The sequence below is a fragment of the Rhodoferax koreense genome, from assembly GCF_001955695.1.
In the GTDB taxonomy this organism is placed as follows: Bacteria; Pseudomonadota; Gammaproteobacteria; order Burkholderiales; family Burkholderiaceae_C; genus Rhodoferax_B; species Rhodoferax_B koreensis.
This window is the reverse complement of sequence record NZ_CP019236.1, coordinates 4,722,358-4,738,614: the sequence shown is the minus strand read 5'-3', so window position 1 is coordinate 4,738,614 and position 16,257 is coordinate 4,722,358. Positions and strand designations below refer to the sequence as shown.

The 16,257-nt window shown below is 58.5% G+C and carries 10 protein-coding genes and 1 pseudogene; 5 read left to right on the top strand and 6 right to left on the bottom strand.

Annotated elements, in window-relative coordinates; all coding sequences use genetic code 11:
* The first annotated feature begins 364 nt into the window (after positions 1-364).
* On the top strand, positions 365-562 hold the full coding sequence (locus RD110_RS28150) for a hypothetical protein (RefSeq protein ID WP_157900288.1): 198 nt from the start codon (positions 365-367) through the stop codon (positions 560-562).
* Positions 563-591: 29 nt separating this feature from the next.
* Here RD110_RS28150 and RD110_RS28145 read toward each other — a convergent pair whose 3' ends face one another.
* Complete coding sequence (locus RD110_RS28145; RefSeq protein ID WP_157900287.1) at positions 592-1,434, bottom strand: hypothetical protein; 843 nt, start codon at positions 1,432-1,434, stop codon at positions 592-594.
* A 1,674-nt stretch (positions 1,435-3,108) separates the two neighbouring features.
* On the opposite strand from RD110_RS28145, the gene RD110_RS21960 reads away from it, so the two are divergent.
* From RD110_RS21960 to RD110_RS21945, 3 genes are all read left to right on the top strand, one after another.
* A complete protein-coding gene (locus RD110_RS21960; RefSeq protein ID WP_157900286.1) occupies positions 3,109-3,528 on the top strand; it encodes a hypothetical protein in 420 nt (139 codons plus the stop codon).
* The gene (locus RD110_RS28140) at positions 3,525-5,021 is read left to right on the top strand and encodes a relaxase/mobilization nuclease domain-containing protein (protein WP_157900285.1); all 1,497 of its coding nucleotides are present in this window, start codon (positions 3,525-3,527) and stop codon (positions 5,019-5,021) included. The genes RD110_RS21960 and RD110_RS28140 overlap by 4 nt, the downstream gene beginning before the upstream one ends.
* Positions 5,022-5,151: 130 nt before the next feature.
* Positions 5,152-6,084, top strand: coding sequence for a hypothetical protein (locus RD110_RS21945; RefSeq protein ID WP_076201998.1), 933 nt, complete (start codon positions 5,152-5,154; stop codon positions 6,082-6,084).
* Positions 6,085-6,321: 237 nt separating this feature from the next.
* Here the strand turns inward: RD110_RS21945 and RD110_RS21940 are convergent, their stop codons facing one another.
* The 3 genes and pseudogenes from RD110_RS21940 to RD110_RS21930 all read right to left on the bottom strand — a co-directional run bounded on the left by RD110_RS21940 (position 6,322) and on the right by RD110_RS21930 (position 9,314).
* A complete protein-coding gene (locus tag RD110_RS21940; RefSeq protein WP_076201996.1) occupies positions 6,322-6,702 on the bottom strand; it encodes an H-NS histone family protein in 381 nt (126 codons plus the stop codon).
* A 57-nt stretch (positions 6,703-6,759) separates the two neighbouring features.
* Entirely contained in the window at positions 6,760-7,092 is a 333-nt protein-coding gene (locus RD110_RS21935; RefSeq protein WP_076201994.1) for a hypothetical protein, read from the bottom strand.
* A gap of 42 nt (positions 7,093-7,134) precedes the next feature.
* Positions 7,135-9,314, bottom strand: a pseudogene (locus tag RD110_RS21930) (ATP-dependent helicase).
* A gap of 676 nt (positions 9,315-9,990) precedes the next feature.
* Here RD110_RS21930 and RD110_RS21925 point away from each other — a divergent pair.
* Entirely contained in the window at positions 9,991-14,280 is a 4,290-nt protein-coding gene (locus RD110_RS21925) for an NACHT domain-containing protein (RefSeq protein WP_076201993.1), read from the top strand.
* Positions 14,281-14,307: 27 nt separating this feature from the next.
* Here RD110_RS21925 and RD110_RS28130 read toward each other — a convergent pair whose 3' ends face one another.
* Positions 14,308-14,451 (bottom strand): hypothetical protein, encoded by a 144-nt coding sequence (locus tag RD110_RS28130; protein WP_157900283.1) that lies wholly within the window; start codon positions 14,449-14,451, stop codon positions 14,308-14,310.
* A gap of 84 nt (positions 14,452-14,535) precedes the next feature.
* The gene (locus RD110_RS21920; protein ID WP_076201991.1) at positions 14,536-15,927 is read right to left on the bottom strand and encodes an SNIPE associated domain-containing protein; all 1,392 of its coding nucleotides are present in this window, start codon (positions 15,925-15,927) and stop codon (positions 14,536-14,538) included.
* Positions 15,928-16,257: the final 330 nt, after the last annotated feature.

Here is a 16,257-nt window from a genome sequence, read left to right as displayed (position 1 = left end):
CCAACGCCTGCTCCAGCGACGTCTGCGCCCCGAACTCCGGGAAAGGAATATTCCGCCGCGAGTTCCAGCTCCAACGTGGCGATGTGCAACTTGGTGCGGAACAGCATCGCCCATGCGTTCAGCGGAAAGCCGGCCTAGCGGTGCTTCAGCATGCGGTCGGCTACCCAGCGGGCTTCGCAGGTCTCGTCCGACACCGTCACGATCTGCGGCAGTGTCGTCGAAGTGCGGTCGGTCGACAGCGTCTTGGCGTGGCGTTCCCGGGCGTGGGCGATGACTGCGTTCGACGCTTCCAGAATAAGCTGCGACGAGCAATAGTTGGGGCCTTGGCGAGGGCTATGCGCGGTGGAACAAAAAACACCAAACGATGGCACTGGTCCAGGGCTTTGCGCAAGAGGCATGGCAAAGGCGGATGCTTCGGCGGAACGACGACGACGACCTGCGCGCCATGGCAGGCCAAGCCGCTTCAGCCAAGGTTGGCTCAATCAACCGCAAACTGGCGGCAGCACCTTACGTCGACACCAACAAGTCCGGATGTCCAGAGCTTCCGCGGGTGAAGGACTGAACAACAACGTCGCCCGCCCTGAACCATGGTCAAGGCATGATGGAAACGTTGGGCCGAAACGTTGTATGCCGGTTCACTCCGACTTCGCTGGCCGCCGAACGCACGATGCTGAAATGCGCGCCAAAAGCACAGGTAACTCTAGTCCACGACCGAAGAAATTTATAGAACGAGGTCTTCGACTTTCTGGGGTAACCAGGCGATTCCAGCAATCGAACATTCTCTAGAAGGTACCGTACAAAGGATTTTCCACCGGCGTCTCCCAAAAGTCCGACCTCCTGTTGTTCAGTCATGAAACTGTCCAACGTCATGAACGGCAAAGGAAGCACGGACTCCAGAATCTCAAAAGTTTTACCGAGGGCAATGGCGGCATTCAACCGATAGAGAAGAGCAATGTCCGCAGATTCTGAGAGGACCATGCCGTCCATGTGCGCTTCAAAATGCGACTTAGTCGATTTGACGAATTTCTTGCCCTCTGCCCAGAAGAACGCATCGTTGCATTTTGCCCTCGAGTTCGCCGACCAGTAGCAATGAATGCCGTGCTTGTCACGATTGAGCCGAAAATCGACATCGATGGGAGAACCTCCGCCGCCCGTCACGCACCCGAATGCGCTTGCAATGTTGGCCATGGCCTGGACTTCTTTAAGCGATGCATCTGCTGGACATGTGGCATCGAGTTTGCCTTCGAGGTATCGGACAGGAACATGCAGAGCCGAGTCGTCCCAAAAATAGAGCGCTTCGGTAGGTTCTTCGTCGACCTGTTCCTTGGTTGTAAGTCCTCGGCTGCCATCTTCTCTACTGAAGAATCTGATGTCTTCGATTTTCTCGGCCCCAGCAGTGGGGTTTGACAGCAGTGTCAAGATCGCTTTGCTCATAGATTTGTTCCGAGTCAGTTGAAATTTTTCGACTCGTTGCGGGAAGAACCCATGGCAAAGTGCTCTGCTGGCGGAGTCGGAAAATCGCAGGTTAGTCCCTAAAGGACTTTTCCGCAGAACATCGGTTAGTCATTTGTCGTTGACTTACAACAGGCGAACTCGATGATCACCGCGGCAAGTCGAGAGAAGTAGGTGTAAAGCCTCGCTTTTGAATCGAAGCCTTCCTCGGCCCATGAAGATCAACAGACTGCCAAGAAGAAAGTCGGGAGTGTTTTGAATACACACTCCTGTGCGAGCTCGAGAATCTGGGCTACGGATCACGCGATTTCCTTTTGTTTTCGGGAACAGGGCATTCGGTTTGCCGAGGACGCGAATGCACGCGTTCGATAAGCCGTTTTCGGGAACAGCTCGTCCCTTGATCTCTGAGGTGGCGCAACGAGCTTCCCCGCGGCCGAATTGACTCGTGCGAATTCGATTCCCTCGCGAAGTGGCGCGTTACTCGGCCTGGAAATAGCTTCGACACCGCGACGCCCCGACTTGGTATCCCACCAATTCTGCGCGACTTGGTTGTGTCGGTGCCGCGTTCTTCTTTTTGGATGGACACCTCGAAACGGGCCCTGAAGAAGAGGAGGACGCGGGGTTGCCCGCAAGTGCCTGCAGGCTTTGATGGCTCGCCAGATTTGATCGATTGGTTTCTTTCGAGGCGCGCTAATACGCCCATTTATTTCGTCCCAGAAGCGCCCAAGCAGCCGAAATCGCGAGATTTACGAGTCTAGAATTGCAGGCATGACACTATCCAGCGCAGCCACACAAGCTCTCTGGTGTACAACGCGTCCGGGTTTCCCGAGACGTGCGCTGACCAGGAGCGCTAGCCTGGGGCTCTGTCTGTCCATCAACCGCCCGGTACGAGTCGCTGTGCACTTTTTCCCCTGCCAGGGGAGAGGCGCACATGAACGTCCATCAGCCGAATACCGTCCATAGGGTCCTGACCACAGGTCGGCAGAGCCCTCTTTGTTGTTGCGGGGCGCGTCACTGGCTTCAGGCTGAAACCTTTGTTCTACAGTCGGGTGGGAATAGGCCCGCACCCTCGGTCGACAACTGTACTTCTCACGCGCCGCTAGGTGCAAATGAACGGCTGAGCGTCGAGAGGGCGCCGATCAAGGTTCGTAGGGTGGCCGGCATCCGGGTGTTTTTGGTCAGCGGCTGCCGAAGATGGACTGCCCGTGAGAGAACGGGATTCGACCGACTGGTAGCGGAACATGCGGCCGGACAGGTCGCAAACCCAATCGCGGTCCTGCGAAAGTGGCTGGTTTTTCTCCGCCATTTCGCTCGAAAAAGTCGCTCGGCTACACCGTCAAAGTTTCACGAACACCTTGTCTCCGGTCAGGTTAGAACTTCGGTTGAGCGTCACGCTCTCTGCGAATTGCCGTATCGGCTTCGTGATTTCGAAGACTTTTTTGTCGTCGACATTCTCGTTCGCGTGAGGTTTTACGCCCCTCTCAAACCGCTTTTTTCGGCGTCGGTTTGGGCCCGATTTCGATGGTCTCCCTGGGCCGTGATTGCTTTTCGGCCACACACATTTGCGCCTGCCCAGTCTCGATTTCCGTATTCGCAGCAAGTGCATGCGTGCGTATACGCCGGCGGCATTCGCCTTGAGTCGTCGGGAGCGCAACCATGAAGCCTTCTAAAACACCCATGGTTCCGCTGAATTCAAGGGTTCCGAAGGTCGTGAAAATTCGCCTGGAAACGTTGGCTGGCCAAAGCGGCAAAACGCTCTCGGATTTCGCACGGGAAGTCCTCACGCGGGTAGCGGGCCCAAGGCGGCCGGCGACCATGGCGGACCTCACTACAAGCGCCACGCCCAAGTGGCCCCCGGGCGCAATCCACCGTGCGCATCTGAGCGTCCTTTTCCGCGTCGAGATGCAGCAAGAACAGATCATTGATTTGCTGACTCAAGGATTGCCGCAAGACGCGGCGTCTGAACTTTCCAGGCCTCTGCTGGAGGTCGTGGCGCAGTTGGACGCCATTGCCACCACGCTGACACAGCTCCGCGATGACATGCGGTGTGGCGGATCGAAGGGACGGGCATCTTGAAGGCTCTGACATCCCCTCGCCACGGCACGCCTCTGCAGGCGATGGCCTATCTCTTGGGCGACCAAGACGCCAAAGGCGAGCTGCGCTCTGAGGTCACTCTCGTTCGGGGTTCCCCTGAAAGCTTCATTGCCTTTGCCGGGCTTTTTCGTTTCAAGGAAATCTACGATTCCTTTGTCGTTAGTTTTAACCCGGGCGAGGAGTTGTCGGCAGAACAGTTTGCACGGTTTTTGCTGGAAGTCGAGTCGGCCATGCTGCCAGGGATGGAGGGCAGGGTGCCCGCTGTGGTGATTCGGCACGGCAACGGCGAAAGCCAGCACCTGCACATCCTGACGCTGCGAATTGATTTGTTGACGAACAAGCAGTGCAGTGCCGCCGCGTTCGGACTCCGACCTTTGAAGCAGGTCTGTCAACTGTGGAACTTTAGGCACCAATGGGCTGATGCGGAAGACCCCTTCCGCGCCCGATTGGCTTCTTGGGCACGCCCATTGCTGGTTCTGAAGTCAGCGCCAGGAGGCTTGCTGGCGCCAGGCATGGACGTGCACCAGTTCTGTCGCCAGCACGCCATCCAAGCCGTCTTGGCTAATCAGGTGCGCAGCCAAACGGACATGGTCCATACCCTCAACTCGGTAGGGCGTGTCGTATCGTGCACCCGCCGATGGATCGCGCTCGACATCCCGCAGATCGCGGCGCGCGGCAAGCGCAAGTCGACCGTCGTCCGTCTGGTTGGACTTCTGTACGGCCGTGACTTTGACCGGGCTCGCGTCCTCCAGATGCTTGCGCCTACCCCTTTGTTGCCGATGTTTTGGCGCCGCAACACCCCCGCCGAAGACGCGCGGAGGGCTGCAATTCTGGAAGAGGAGCTCGCGGTCGACACCCGCAGGCGTGCAGCCGAGCTCAAGAGGCGTTTCGCGCTCGACGGGAACCGCCGGGTGCCCAGCCTGATAGCTCAGCTGTTCCTGGAGGCCAGGCTCGGTGGGGATGCAATCTTGTCGATGGAACAAAAACCCGGCGCAGACGAGCGTCGTCTCAATCTCTCAAACCAACCACTCCCGTCACACCATGTCCACACCGAAAAAGAGTCCCAAGTCCATGCCGTCACCCCTGCAGCGATTGTCCGCGGAAGCGATCGATCGCTTCGTGCGCGAGCAGGTGCCCTTGCTGACCCAGAAGTACTTAGAAGAACACTTTCCCGCGCGGCCGGCGCAATTACCCGAATGGTTCGTGACATCGTTCAGCGAAGTGTTGGAGCAGCACTGCAGGCAGTACATGCGTCGGCACCTCCAGACTTTGGTCAAAACCGAGGTGGAAAAGGCGTTCGCGCCGTTCGAAGAGAACATTTACCAACAGTTGACGAAACAATTGCCGCCCCTGATTCGAGCGGCCATGACGCAGGGCAAGACGACGTCGAACCCGACAAGTTCGTAGGTTTCGACGAAGGCGAGGTGGGTGTCGAGGCTCCCGACCGACCTAGTGGACATCGTCCTCGTCCCTAGGCGTCCATGCCAGCCCTGCACATTCATACCGGTATGACCATTCCGTTGAAGGAACCAGCATTCCGGAACGAGCATTCCGAGTTCTGCACCTACTTTTTGTCAGTCTCTATCTGCGCCACCAGGAGATCCCATGTCCCGCACCACAAAAGTCACCCCTGAAGCCATTGCCGCGGCCGTTGTCGAAATCGAACGCGGAGGCAACAAGCCGACGGTGCAGGCCGTGCAGACCATTTGTCATGGGTCCACCGATGTCGTGACCAAGGGCCTCAAATCGTTTCTCGAGCTCCGCGAATCAGCGCGTGCTAGCCTGCGGGACTCGGGCGTTTTCGAGGCGTTCGACGTCCTCTGCAGCGAGTTTCATCGGCATGTGCAGACTGTGACGGTGGAGGGCGATCGGAGAATCGAAGACGGGCTGCAGAAAATCGGTCCCACGTTGGCCGAACGGGATCTGGCCGTAGCGGCGCAACGCGAGGCGGAGGCGGCGTCACTGACGCTGCGGACGGAGGTCATGCACCTGCGCAGCGAACTGCAACATCGCGACAGCTTGGTGGCTCAATCTCGGACCGCGCAGATTCTTTCGTCGGAGCAGGCCCGCTTGGCCGGCGTGGAGCTGACGAAATGCCAAGTCGTTCTGCAACAGACTCAACTGCAGCTGAAGGAGAAGAAGCGCGAGATCAAGGACACTCTTCGACGCACGGAGGAAGCAGTATTTCAGCAACGCTTGGCGTGCGAGGGACAGCTACTGCTCAAAAGGGAACTGGCCGCCAAAGAAGTTGAACTCAGAAATTCGCGGAACGGTTGGCTGGAAATGACCGGGGCTTTCGAATCAAAAGGCCTGCAGGCTGTGCAGAGTGGTGCGCCAGAGACGGCGGACAATGAAACGCCTTCCCTCAGCGTGCAATCGAGCGAGGTGACCTCATTGCGGGCGCAAGTTGACCGGCTCACTGAAAAGAACAAAGCATTGGCGGACGAACTGCAAATGGCGCTGGATCTGATGGGCGAGCAGACTCAGAAGATTCGAGGAAGGGACGGGCAGACCATCGACATTGATGTTTCTGCGTAGTCACAAGCTAGACCACCCCCAGATCACGATCAAGGACGCGCCGATTCCCAAGATGTGAAGTACACCCCAACGCCAGGAGGAGAGGCATCCAGTAACGGAAGCAAGACATCTGAATTCATTCAGCGACCAGGTCTCACATGGTCACCCAGCAACTTCATCGACCGCTTCGCCATCCGATGCCCCTGTCGGTGTCAGTCGATTCAGCGCCGCCACCTCGGTCCTCCGACAACGGGCTATTTAACTGGACTTGATGGCCAAGTCCTCGGTGGTTTTGCCTGATTCGACGGCATCCTTAAACCATTGCGGCCGCTTTCCGTGGCCAGTCCAAAAGTTCGTGCCATCCGTGAATTTGGCGGGTGATGGCGGCTTCTTCACGCTCGCGGCCTTCTTGCGTTCAGCCTTGGCAGTCACGGCCGCATCTAATGCGTTCTTGGGTTTTGGGCCGCGTTTCTTGGCGGGAGGCGCGGCGCCGAACAGGTCTTCTTTCGTCAAGCCATAAGCATCGATGGCCGCTTTGATCCGTTCGATCACACCAACGGCTTCTTTCCTTTTGAGAGCATCTGCCTGCTCTTGCAGTTTTCGAATTTGTTCCTGGATCGCGGCGAGAGTTTTTGCCATGGTGTTCCTATTGCACTGAAAGATGCAGAGTATGCCGAAGGGCACCGCGCAATGGAATCAAAGCGTCTTTTCGACCAACGCGTACCAGTCCGCGTAGAGGGTGGTTCGCACCATGTGCTTGTTGAGGTCGGGCTCCCCATCGGTCCACCAGACCGGCCCCCGCTCGCCGAGCCCACGTTTGGCCTCGTCCACGCGCTGGCGCGCTTCCTTCAAATCTCCTGCATGATTTGTCTTCAAGGCAGCAGCAACAGCCCGACGCGCTTTCATCAGTTGATCGACCAAGTGCTGGCGAATCTGCGGGTCTAGCGACGGATTCGTTGCGCGCCATAGACGTCCTCGGACGACGATGTAGCGACCATCCGGCGTGCGTAGAGCTTCCACAGGATTCATTTCAACTGCTCAAGAGCGGATGGCCAGTCACCATGATGATCTTCAACGCCAAGCATCCTTCGCCCGGTCACGCACCTGCATCACCGGGAAAGCCACCCCCGCAATTAACCTTGAGCCATCCGCTGCGATCGGCCAGGTCACGTTGTCGAATTTCTTCAACAGGCCATCGGGAATGAACCGCGTGCGCAGCGCATACATGTAACGGTCGCCGCCGGCGCGTTGCTGCGTCACGTAGAACCGGTGCGGCTGCATCACATGCAGGAAGTTCTTCGCGCGCGTCATCGCGACGTACAGCAGCCGCCGCTCTTCCTCGATGTCGGCGGCCGTGCCGGTGGCCATGTCTGAAGGGATGCAGCCATCGACGGCGCGCAGCACATAAACAGCTTGCCACTCTTGGCCCTTGGCCGAATGGATGGTCGACAGGATCGCGTAGTCCTCGTCGAGACCTGGGATGCCGGCCTGGTCGCTGGTCGCCTCGGGCGGGTCCAGCGTGAGTTCGGTCAGGAAGCGTTCCCGGCTGGCGTAGCCACTGGCCATGCGCTCGAGGTTGTCCACGTCGGCCTTGCGCGCCTCGGCGTCGTCGTGCAGGCGCTCCAGGTGTGGCAGGTACCAGCGCTTGGCCAGGCCGATGTCGGCCGGCCAGGTGGCGGTGCTGCCACGCAGCGCGCGATACAGTGCGGCGAAGGTCCTCCATTCGGCTGCCGCTGCCGCGGGCGGCTCGAAGTTCTCGACCACGTCCTGCGGCTCGGCGGCTTCGCTCATCGCATCGAGGAGTCGTGTGGCGGTAGCAGGCCCGATGCCGGGAATCAATTGGACCACCCGGAACCCCGCCAGCCGGCCCCGTGGGTTCTGTGCGAACCGCAGTATCGCCAGCAGGTCCTTGACGTGCGCGGCTTCCAAAAACTTCAGCCCACCGAACTTCACGAAGGGAATGTTGCGCCGCGTCAGTTCCAGCTCCAGCATGGCGCTGTGCGACGAGGCGCGGAACAGCACCGCTTGCGACGTTAGCGGCAGCCCGGCCTCGCGGTGCGCCAGCATGCGGTCGGCCACCCAGCGCGCCTCGTCGGCCTCGTCCGGCACCAGCACGATCTGCGGCAGTGTCGTCGAGGTGCGGTCGGTCCACAGCGTCTTGGCGTGTCGCTCTCTGGCCTGGGCGATGATGGCATTGGAAACGTCCAGGATCGGCTGCGTCGAGCGGTAGTTGCGCTCCAGCGCGATGGTGTGAGCGGGTTGCGTGAACTGCTGCGGAAAATCGAGGATGTTGCGCACCGTGGCGCCGCGGAACGCGTAGATCGACTGCGCGTCGTCGCCGACCACCGTCACCCCGCGGCCGTCCGGCTTCATCCCGAGCAGGATGGCCGCCTGCAGCCGGTTCGTGTCCTGGTACTCGTCGACCAGCACATGGTCGAAACGCGCACCCAGTTCGGCACCGAGCGCCGGCTCGCCGGCCATCTCCGACCAGAACAACAACAGGTCGTCGTAGTCGAGCACGTTCTGCGCCTGCTTGGCTTCGACGTAGCCGCGAAACAATTTTTTGAGCTCGGCTTCCCACTGGGCGCACCAGGGGAAGGTGGCCTTCAGCACCTCGGCCAGGCTGTCCTGGGTGTTCACCACCCGCGAGTAGATCGCCAGGCAGGTGCCCTTCTGCGGAAAGCGGTTCTTGGTGGCCGACAGGCCGAGGTCGTGGCGCACCAGGCCCAGTAAATCAGTAAATCCTCGGCGTCGCCGCGGTCATGGATCGTGAAGGCATCGTCCAGGCCGATACGCGGCGCGTAGTTGCGCAGCAGCCGGGCACCGATGGCGTGGAATGTGCCGGACCAGGGCAGGGCCGGGATCGCCGCGTTCGTGCCAGCTTTTTGTGACTGACCGGCGGCCAGCACCCGGCGCAGAACGCTGCCCACGCGCCGCTCCATCTCGGCCGCGGCACGGCGGGAGAAAGTCAGCAGCAGGATGCGCTGCGGGTCGGCGCCGTGCAGGATCAGATTGGCGACCCGGTGCGCCAGCGTGTTGGTCTTGCCCGAACCGGCACCGGCGATCACCAGCAGCGGCCGGGAATCGGCCGCCTCGGCACCGATGCCGTGCATCGCCGCTTCACGCTGGGCCTCGTTCAGTTCGGCGAACGGATCGCCCCGGCCCACCAGCGGCGCAACCGGCGCAACGGACGTGGTGGTATCCGCTGAAGGCGAGGAAGATGGCGGGTCGGAAAGGTCGGAAGCGTCCATACGCAGGAAGCAGAGATTCTCTATACTGTATATCAATCCAGTTAACCGCCGTTGAGGAGCCCACGCACCATGACCATCCTGGTCGGCACCGCCTCCTGGACCGACAAGATCTTGATCGCCTTGGTTGCTTCTAACGAACTGCTGACACGTTTGAGTACGTTTCGTGGTTGTTAACAAACTGCTGACACCAAGGGATGAGGCTGTCGCATGGATGCGCCATTTATAAAAATGGCTGCCTGGGGTAGCTCAAAGCTACCAGGTCACCAGCGACAGCACTCGCTTCAAGGTGGCCCACGTCGGCGGCGATGGTGTTGTGCTCGACCACGGGCGCTCGCTGACCATCTATCCGGTACCAGCTGGATCGGCGCTGCAGGTGGGTGACCAGGTCGTGATCGGCCGCAGCCTGGAGCTGCAGTTGGGGCACTTTGTTATGTGGCAGACTGAATTGGGGCCTGATTGACGCGGATGGCGTGTTTTACAAATTGCCAATTCCGGGCATTGAGCGGTTCACATTCAACAAAATGCGCAGACGTGCTTTGAATCGGATAAGCGGGGCCAGGCAGTTTTAAGAGAGTTTTGCGGCACCCATCGCGCTAGGGGCACCCGTTGAGGAGCAGCGGCGATGGCAACTCAATCACAGAATAGACTCAACCTTCTGGGCGCTTATGCTCAGCCTATGTACATTGACCTCAACCGAAGGTTTCGTGAATTGATCGAAGATCCTGCGGCAAGCGGATCTGACCAAGTGCCCCTGACGCCGTCACTCAACGGCTGCGACTGGGACCGTTTGTTGACGCACTACAGGGTAGTTGTGCTCTCTGAGGCTGGTGCTGGCAAGACAGCAGAAATCCGTCAAGTCACAAAAACACTCCGCGCCCGAGGCAAATTCGCATTTTTCCTACGGCTGGAAAATCTTCACCAGTCTTTCGACACGTCGTTTGAGGAAGGCTCTATTGAAGAGTTCGATCAATGGCTTAGAACATCCGATGAAGGCTGGCTGCTTTTAGATTCCATCGACGAGGCACGGCTGCGATCGTCTCGAGATTTCGAGCTCGCGCTTGGCACGCTCGGCGTACGATTGAAATCGGCCATGCAACGCACGCATGTGGTGCTCACGGGCCGTACGGCCGCCTGGCGGCCATTCAGCGACTTAGCACTTTGCTCCAGAAAACTACCATTCAAGGAGCAGCGAAATGTTGCGACCGGTACCAGTGGGGGCGGAGCATCAGAATCGAGTCGCCCTCTGCTCACTAAGGGACGGCCTGACGGCGCCGAGGGCTACAAGCTCTATGCACTGGAGGATTTGACCCCGCTTCAGGTCCGACTGTACGCGGAGGCACGGAAAGTCGAAGACATCAACCAGCTCATTGACGAGTTGGATCGGTCCGATGGCTGGGCGTTCACAACGAGACCGCTGGATCTGGATGAACTGTTGGACTTCTGGCAAACCCATCGAAGAATTGGCTCACGGCTCGAGTTCTTGCGTGCCAGCATTGATCGACGCTTGAAGGAGAGCACGGAGGACCGGGCGGAACTGACGCCGCTCACACCGCATCGTGCTCGTGAAGGGGTACGCAGGATCGCTGCGGCCTGCACGCTTATGCGCCAACAGTCCATAGCCGTACCAGACGGATCCCAAACCCATCGCGGCCTTCAAGTCGATGTTGTCCTCGCCGACTGGCCGGCAAAGGAACGCTCAGTCTTGCTACAGCGCGCCATCTTTGATGAAGAGATCTACGGAACAGTCAGATTTCATCATCGCGTCGTTCGCGAGTACCTTACAGCCGAATGGATGGCTGAACAGCTTAAGGACAACGTTGCGCGCCCATCGATCGAGGCGCTCCTCTTCAGAGTTCAATACAACTTGCTGGTCGTAAATCCTACAACCAAGCCAATTCTTTCATGGCTCGCGCATCTTGATCCCAGGATTCAAGAAGAAATACTGCGCATCGCACCGGCAATACTTCTCAATGACGGGGATCCCAGCCACTTGCCTCTTCATATCCGCACGGGCGTTCTTGCCACTATGTGTGCAGACTTGGCCGCCGGTGCTCCACGTGACTACGCGGACTATGCAGCCATTCAGCGTTTCGCGGCAGATGACTTGACCGGTGAGATTCTGGCACTGCTGGAGCGATACAACGAGGAGGAGGCGCAGAATTTTCTGCTGCGAATGGTCTGGCAGGGTAAGCTGACGGCCGCCTTAGGCGCGATACTGGCGATCGCGCTTTCCACCAAAACGCCACACCATCCGCGGATCTTCGCCATTCGAGCCTTGGACGCAATCGGTTCTCCTGCCGACCTGGCACAGGTGCGCAGCAGCATCGCGGAGGAAACAGGTGAACTCAACCGAGACCTAGTGGCGGAGCTTCTGAACAGGGCGCCCACGACCGCGGAAACGTTGGAGTGGTTGAGGAGCTGCTTCGAAAGAATGCTACCGCCGGGTCAATTCGCCCACGACAGCCTCAGCTCTGCCATGAGACTTTTCATGGCGGGCCTAAACCCCGAGTCAAGCGCGCTGGCCATTGCTCACTTCTGCGATCTGCTCAATCAGGAGCCATTTGTAAAGACGGAGCGATGTGACATCGCGGAGCGCTATGTATGGCTTTTGAGCCCATCGACATTAGCACTGGAGACGCTTATCCGTGCGCGACATCCTTCATCCATGGAGAAGCCAGCGATTAGCCTGCTGGCGAGATTGCCGGTCGCGCAAGCCTACAACGTTTACAACGTTGCTTCAAATGCTCCTGATTTACAGTTCCTAATTCAAAGCTGGCCTGAATTGCAATTCGCTCTTTTCTGGCATTTGGTAGAGCGCGCACGCGCCGCACGGCGGCGGAACGATCGCGCGATCACGGACTTCTGGCAGGCGATGATCTTTCACTCCTATGTGAAGTTCCAGCCAGAGCACTTCGACCGGGCAGTCGCCGACATCGTTTCGCACCCCCTTCCGGACGACAAGCTAGTGGCCCTGTCTGTAGCCCTGCAGACGTTCAATTTAGGCGGGCGCCTGCCCGCACAGGAAGCCGACCTACGCATTGCATGCCGAGGACAGCCGCCTCAGGTCGGACAGAGGCTCGAAGAAGCCTTCAATCCCCCCGCAATGACCGCCGCTACGCGCCGCATGCAAAGGACGAACGCCGTTGCAGAACAGCGCGCGAAAAAGAAAGCTGCGAAAGCAGCTGAAAACCTGGAAGCCGCGCGAAAGTGGTTGCGGGACAACTTGGAGCGTGTCCGCAGCGGCAATAGCGAAGATCGCGATCCCGTCCACGAACTGAGCTACCTGTATGAACAAATCCATTCGGCCGAATCGAATTCTTCCACCTGGGGAGCGTCGAACTGGCAGCCCCTAATTTCCACCTTCGGCATGGAAATCGCGGAGGCCTACCGAGAAGGCCTGCGCCGCTACTGGCGGCGGCACCGTCCGCAGTTGGTATCAGAGGGCGCCGCCATGAATTCAACACCACGCACTGACATTCTTGGACTCGGCGGTCTTTATATCGAATGCAGCGAGATGGAGGGCTGCGTGTCATCCTTCGATTCGGATGAAATCGATCTAGCGTTTAGATACGCAATACGCGAACTGAACGGCTTTCCAGCATGGTTCAAAACTTTAAATCAAGCCGCTCCGGAGCAAGTTAGAGATCTCTTGCTTAGAGAGATTGATTTCGAATTGACGCTTTCTACTGCCCAAAGCAGACCACACTATGTGATCGACGACATCGCGTGGTCCGCTCCCTGGAGTTGGGATTCACTCGGTCCAGCACTGCTCGATCGACTTCAAATGGATCGGGAGCTGCATGACACCACGCTCCAGCATCTACTGGACATCGTGCAAGGATCCTGCGCCAGCGACGAAGAGCTTTGTCGCGTCGCGAGTGCTAAGTGCGCCTCACCCTTGCCGTCGCCTACCTTGGCCCGATGGTTTGCTGTCTGGACGGGCGTCGATCCAGAGCGGGCCATTGCCGCCTTGCAAGTCCGCTGTGACGGCTGGAGCACGGACGGCGAGCGAACCAAGTTTTTCATGCAATTCCTGGTCGCTTTGATCGGCGGGCGCCATGGGCACTCGGCCAGCGGGCGCCGAGCGTACGCCAACGCCCCACACCTCAAAACTCTTTACCTGTTGGCTCACCTGCACGTCCGCATGGCAGAAGACATTGACCGCTCAGGTAAGGGCGTGTACTCCCCAGGCCTACGGGACGACGCACAGGATGCTCGGGAGAACCTGCTTTCCACGTTGCGTGCGCAGACTGGCAAGGAAACATTCATGGCGCTAACCGACATTGCGCTTAACCATCCGAATGTCACGCAGCGGCCATACTTTGAAAGCTTTGCCAGACAAGTGGCGGAGGCAGATTCTGTCGGAACGCCTTGGTCTGAGGCCCAAGTGCGGGATTTTCAACTTACGCTTGAATGCACGCCAAAGAATCATAGAGAGTTGTTCGATCTAAGCGTTCGAAGCCTGAATGCGCTACGGTCCGACCTAGAGCAAGGCGACAGCAGCAACGCGTTGATTCTGACAGGTGTGAAAAAGGAGACGTTAGTTCGGAACTATATTGGAGGCTGGTTGCGGAGCCAAGCACGCGGTCGATACGCTGTGCCCCAAGAGGAAGAGCTTGCTGATGCAAAACGCCCAGATATCCGCTTCCTTGGCCAAAATTTCGACGGGCCAGTACCGGTCGAATTGAAGCTTGCAGACAACTGGTCAGGTCCACCGCTTTTCGAGCGACTAGAAAATCAACTTTGCGGGGACTACCTGCGCGATGTTCGCTCGCGTTGCGGGATATTTCTACTCGTCTATCGAGGGGAAAAGTCGGGATGGAATTTGCCCGGAAATGGGACGACCGTCGATTTTGACGGACTTGTGGATGCGTTAAAAAATCAGGCAAAAAGCCTTTTACTCGGCCTCGCTAACATCGATGACATACGTGTGATAGGCATTGATCTTACCAAGCGTAATTCTTGAAACCCGAAGCGTTGCCGCTTTGGCAATTCAATCATCGGGCACTCTGGAGCCTTGCTCGTACAGGTGTTGCGTCAGCCGCCGAACACCGCCGAGTGCGCCGAAATCGTCCTGGTTCATGGTCAACCGGTCGCGCTCGCTACGAAAACGCCGGCCAAAAGAGGAATCTTCCATGAGGTGCTTGATCTATGCAATTGATGAAACGACCTGCTCGGGATGAATGCCCAGTATCACCGACTCTGCTGGTAACCCGAACGATCAACTGCGGGCGTCTGCGGCCACGGCCAGTTCCGCCGCTTGGATGGACTCCGCCGGCATGACCATCCGAACGCTCTCGCGGTACTGCTCTGCCGCCGCCGCATGCACCACTTCGACCACTGCATCGTAGTTCGCCCGGATCACCGCTTCGATCTCTTTGAGGTCGGCGCGGAAGAACTCTTTGCGCCCGTTGACTTTGTTCATGCGCCCTACTGCAAAGTGCGCGTGCAACTTGGCCTCGAGCGCCGGTGCGTTGTCGGAGAACACCAGGGCGTGCACGTCGAACCGAAATGGCACCGAGGCATCGCCTAGTTCGTCGACCCGATCCATCGGCTCCAGACGTCGTGTCATCCCAATCTTGTAGACCCCTTCGCCGAACGCGCCGATGTTCGAGATCACGTATACGTAGCCGGCTCGAGCGTTCTGCTCGCGGTAATCCAGGAGTCGCTCTTCTTCGTCAAGCGCCCCGTTTTGCTGCACCACTTCGGTGAGGCGTGCCTGTAGGTCTTCACGCTCTTGCTCGTTCTGGGCGCTTGCCAATCGAAGTTGTAACTTCTGAATTGCACTGGCAAAGTGCCGACGCTCCTTGTCGATCTTGGCACGCACCTCGCGGATTTCGCGCTCCAGCTTTTCCTGCTCACGCTGGTCCTCGCGAGCCTGGCGCGCCATCTCTTTCTCCTCGGCACGCTTCACTTGAAATTCGTGAGCCAGGTGCAACTCTGCCAACTTGCGCTGAAGGACCACGTCCTTCCACCAGCACGCCGTCCGCTTCAGCAGTTTGTTGCTGGCGTCGAAGGACCGGCGGATGCGGTCTTCCATGCGGTCGAAGTTGTTGAACTTGACGTTATCGATGCAGTTCTCGCACTCACTGTTGAAGGCGCGCAGCGAGAGCTTTAGTACGTCCTTGCGCAACTGTTTCCACTCCGTCTTCGTCAGCGTAACCCCCGCATGGTCCCAGCTTTCGACTTCCTTGCTCAATTGCCGGGCCGACTCTTTCTGCTCCTCACGGATTGCGTCCAGCCGGCCCTTGTAGTCGACGCTGTTGGTGAATTGATACTTAGGCACATACAGCGCGAACGATTCGAGCTCCACCGTGTCCTCTGCAACCAGGATAGCCTTCTGGATGTCCTTCAAATTTCGAAAGGCGGCGTCCACTTCGGCCTGAGCCGCTGCCACATGCACCTTGATCTGAGCGAGCCGGTCTTCCTCCATCTTGACTAGGTCTTTGATTTCGTCCAGGCCCAGGAGGCCACTTTGCTGCAGTTGGCCCTCCAGCACCTCACAGCGCTTTCGAAGTTCGTCGGCAGACGACTGCGAAGCCTTCAGCTCTTGCTCTAGTCGTTCGGCTCGCGCCCGGTGCTTCGTCCCGTTCCAGAAGTCACTGAGTGCCATCGGTCCTCCACTTTTTGTTCCGTTTGCGATGACTATATCCGGGGTGAAAGTTTCAGCCATTGCCACTTAATTGGCAGCGACCTAAAGCAATTGCCTTCGGTAAGAAGCCGAGGGTGTCGACTGCCCGCTTTAGGCATCCCTTCTGGTATCGAAGATCGGTTGTGCGATGACAGGATTAGTTGGATAGCTGCCGGTCGTTTGGTCTGAGTCGACAGGCGGCTCCCAGCCTGAAGCAATCGGCTTCGGGGACGGCTCTGCAGCGATTGCCGTCTTCCGCAGCTTGGAGCCAGTCTTACGCGTCAGCACCGGAAGCCGTCATTGGCTCACCGG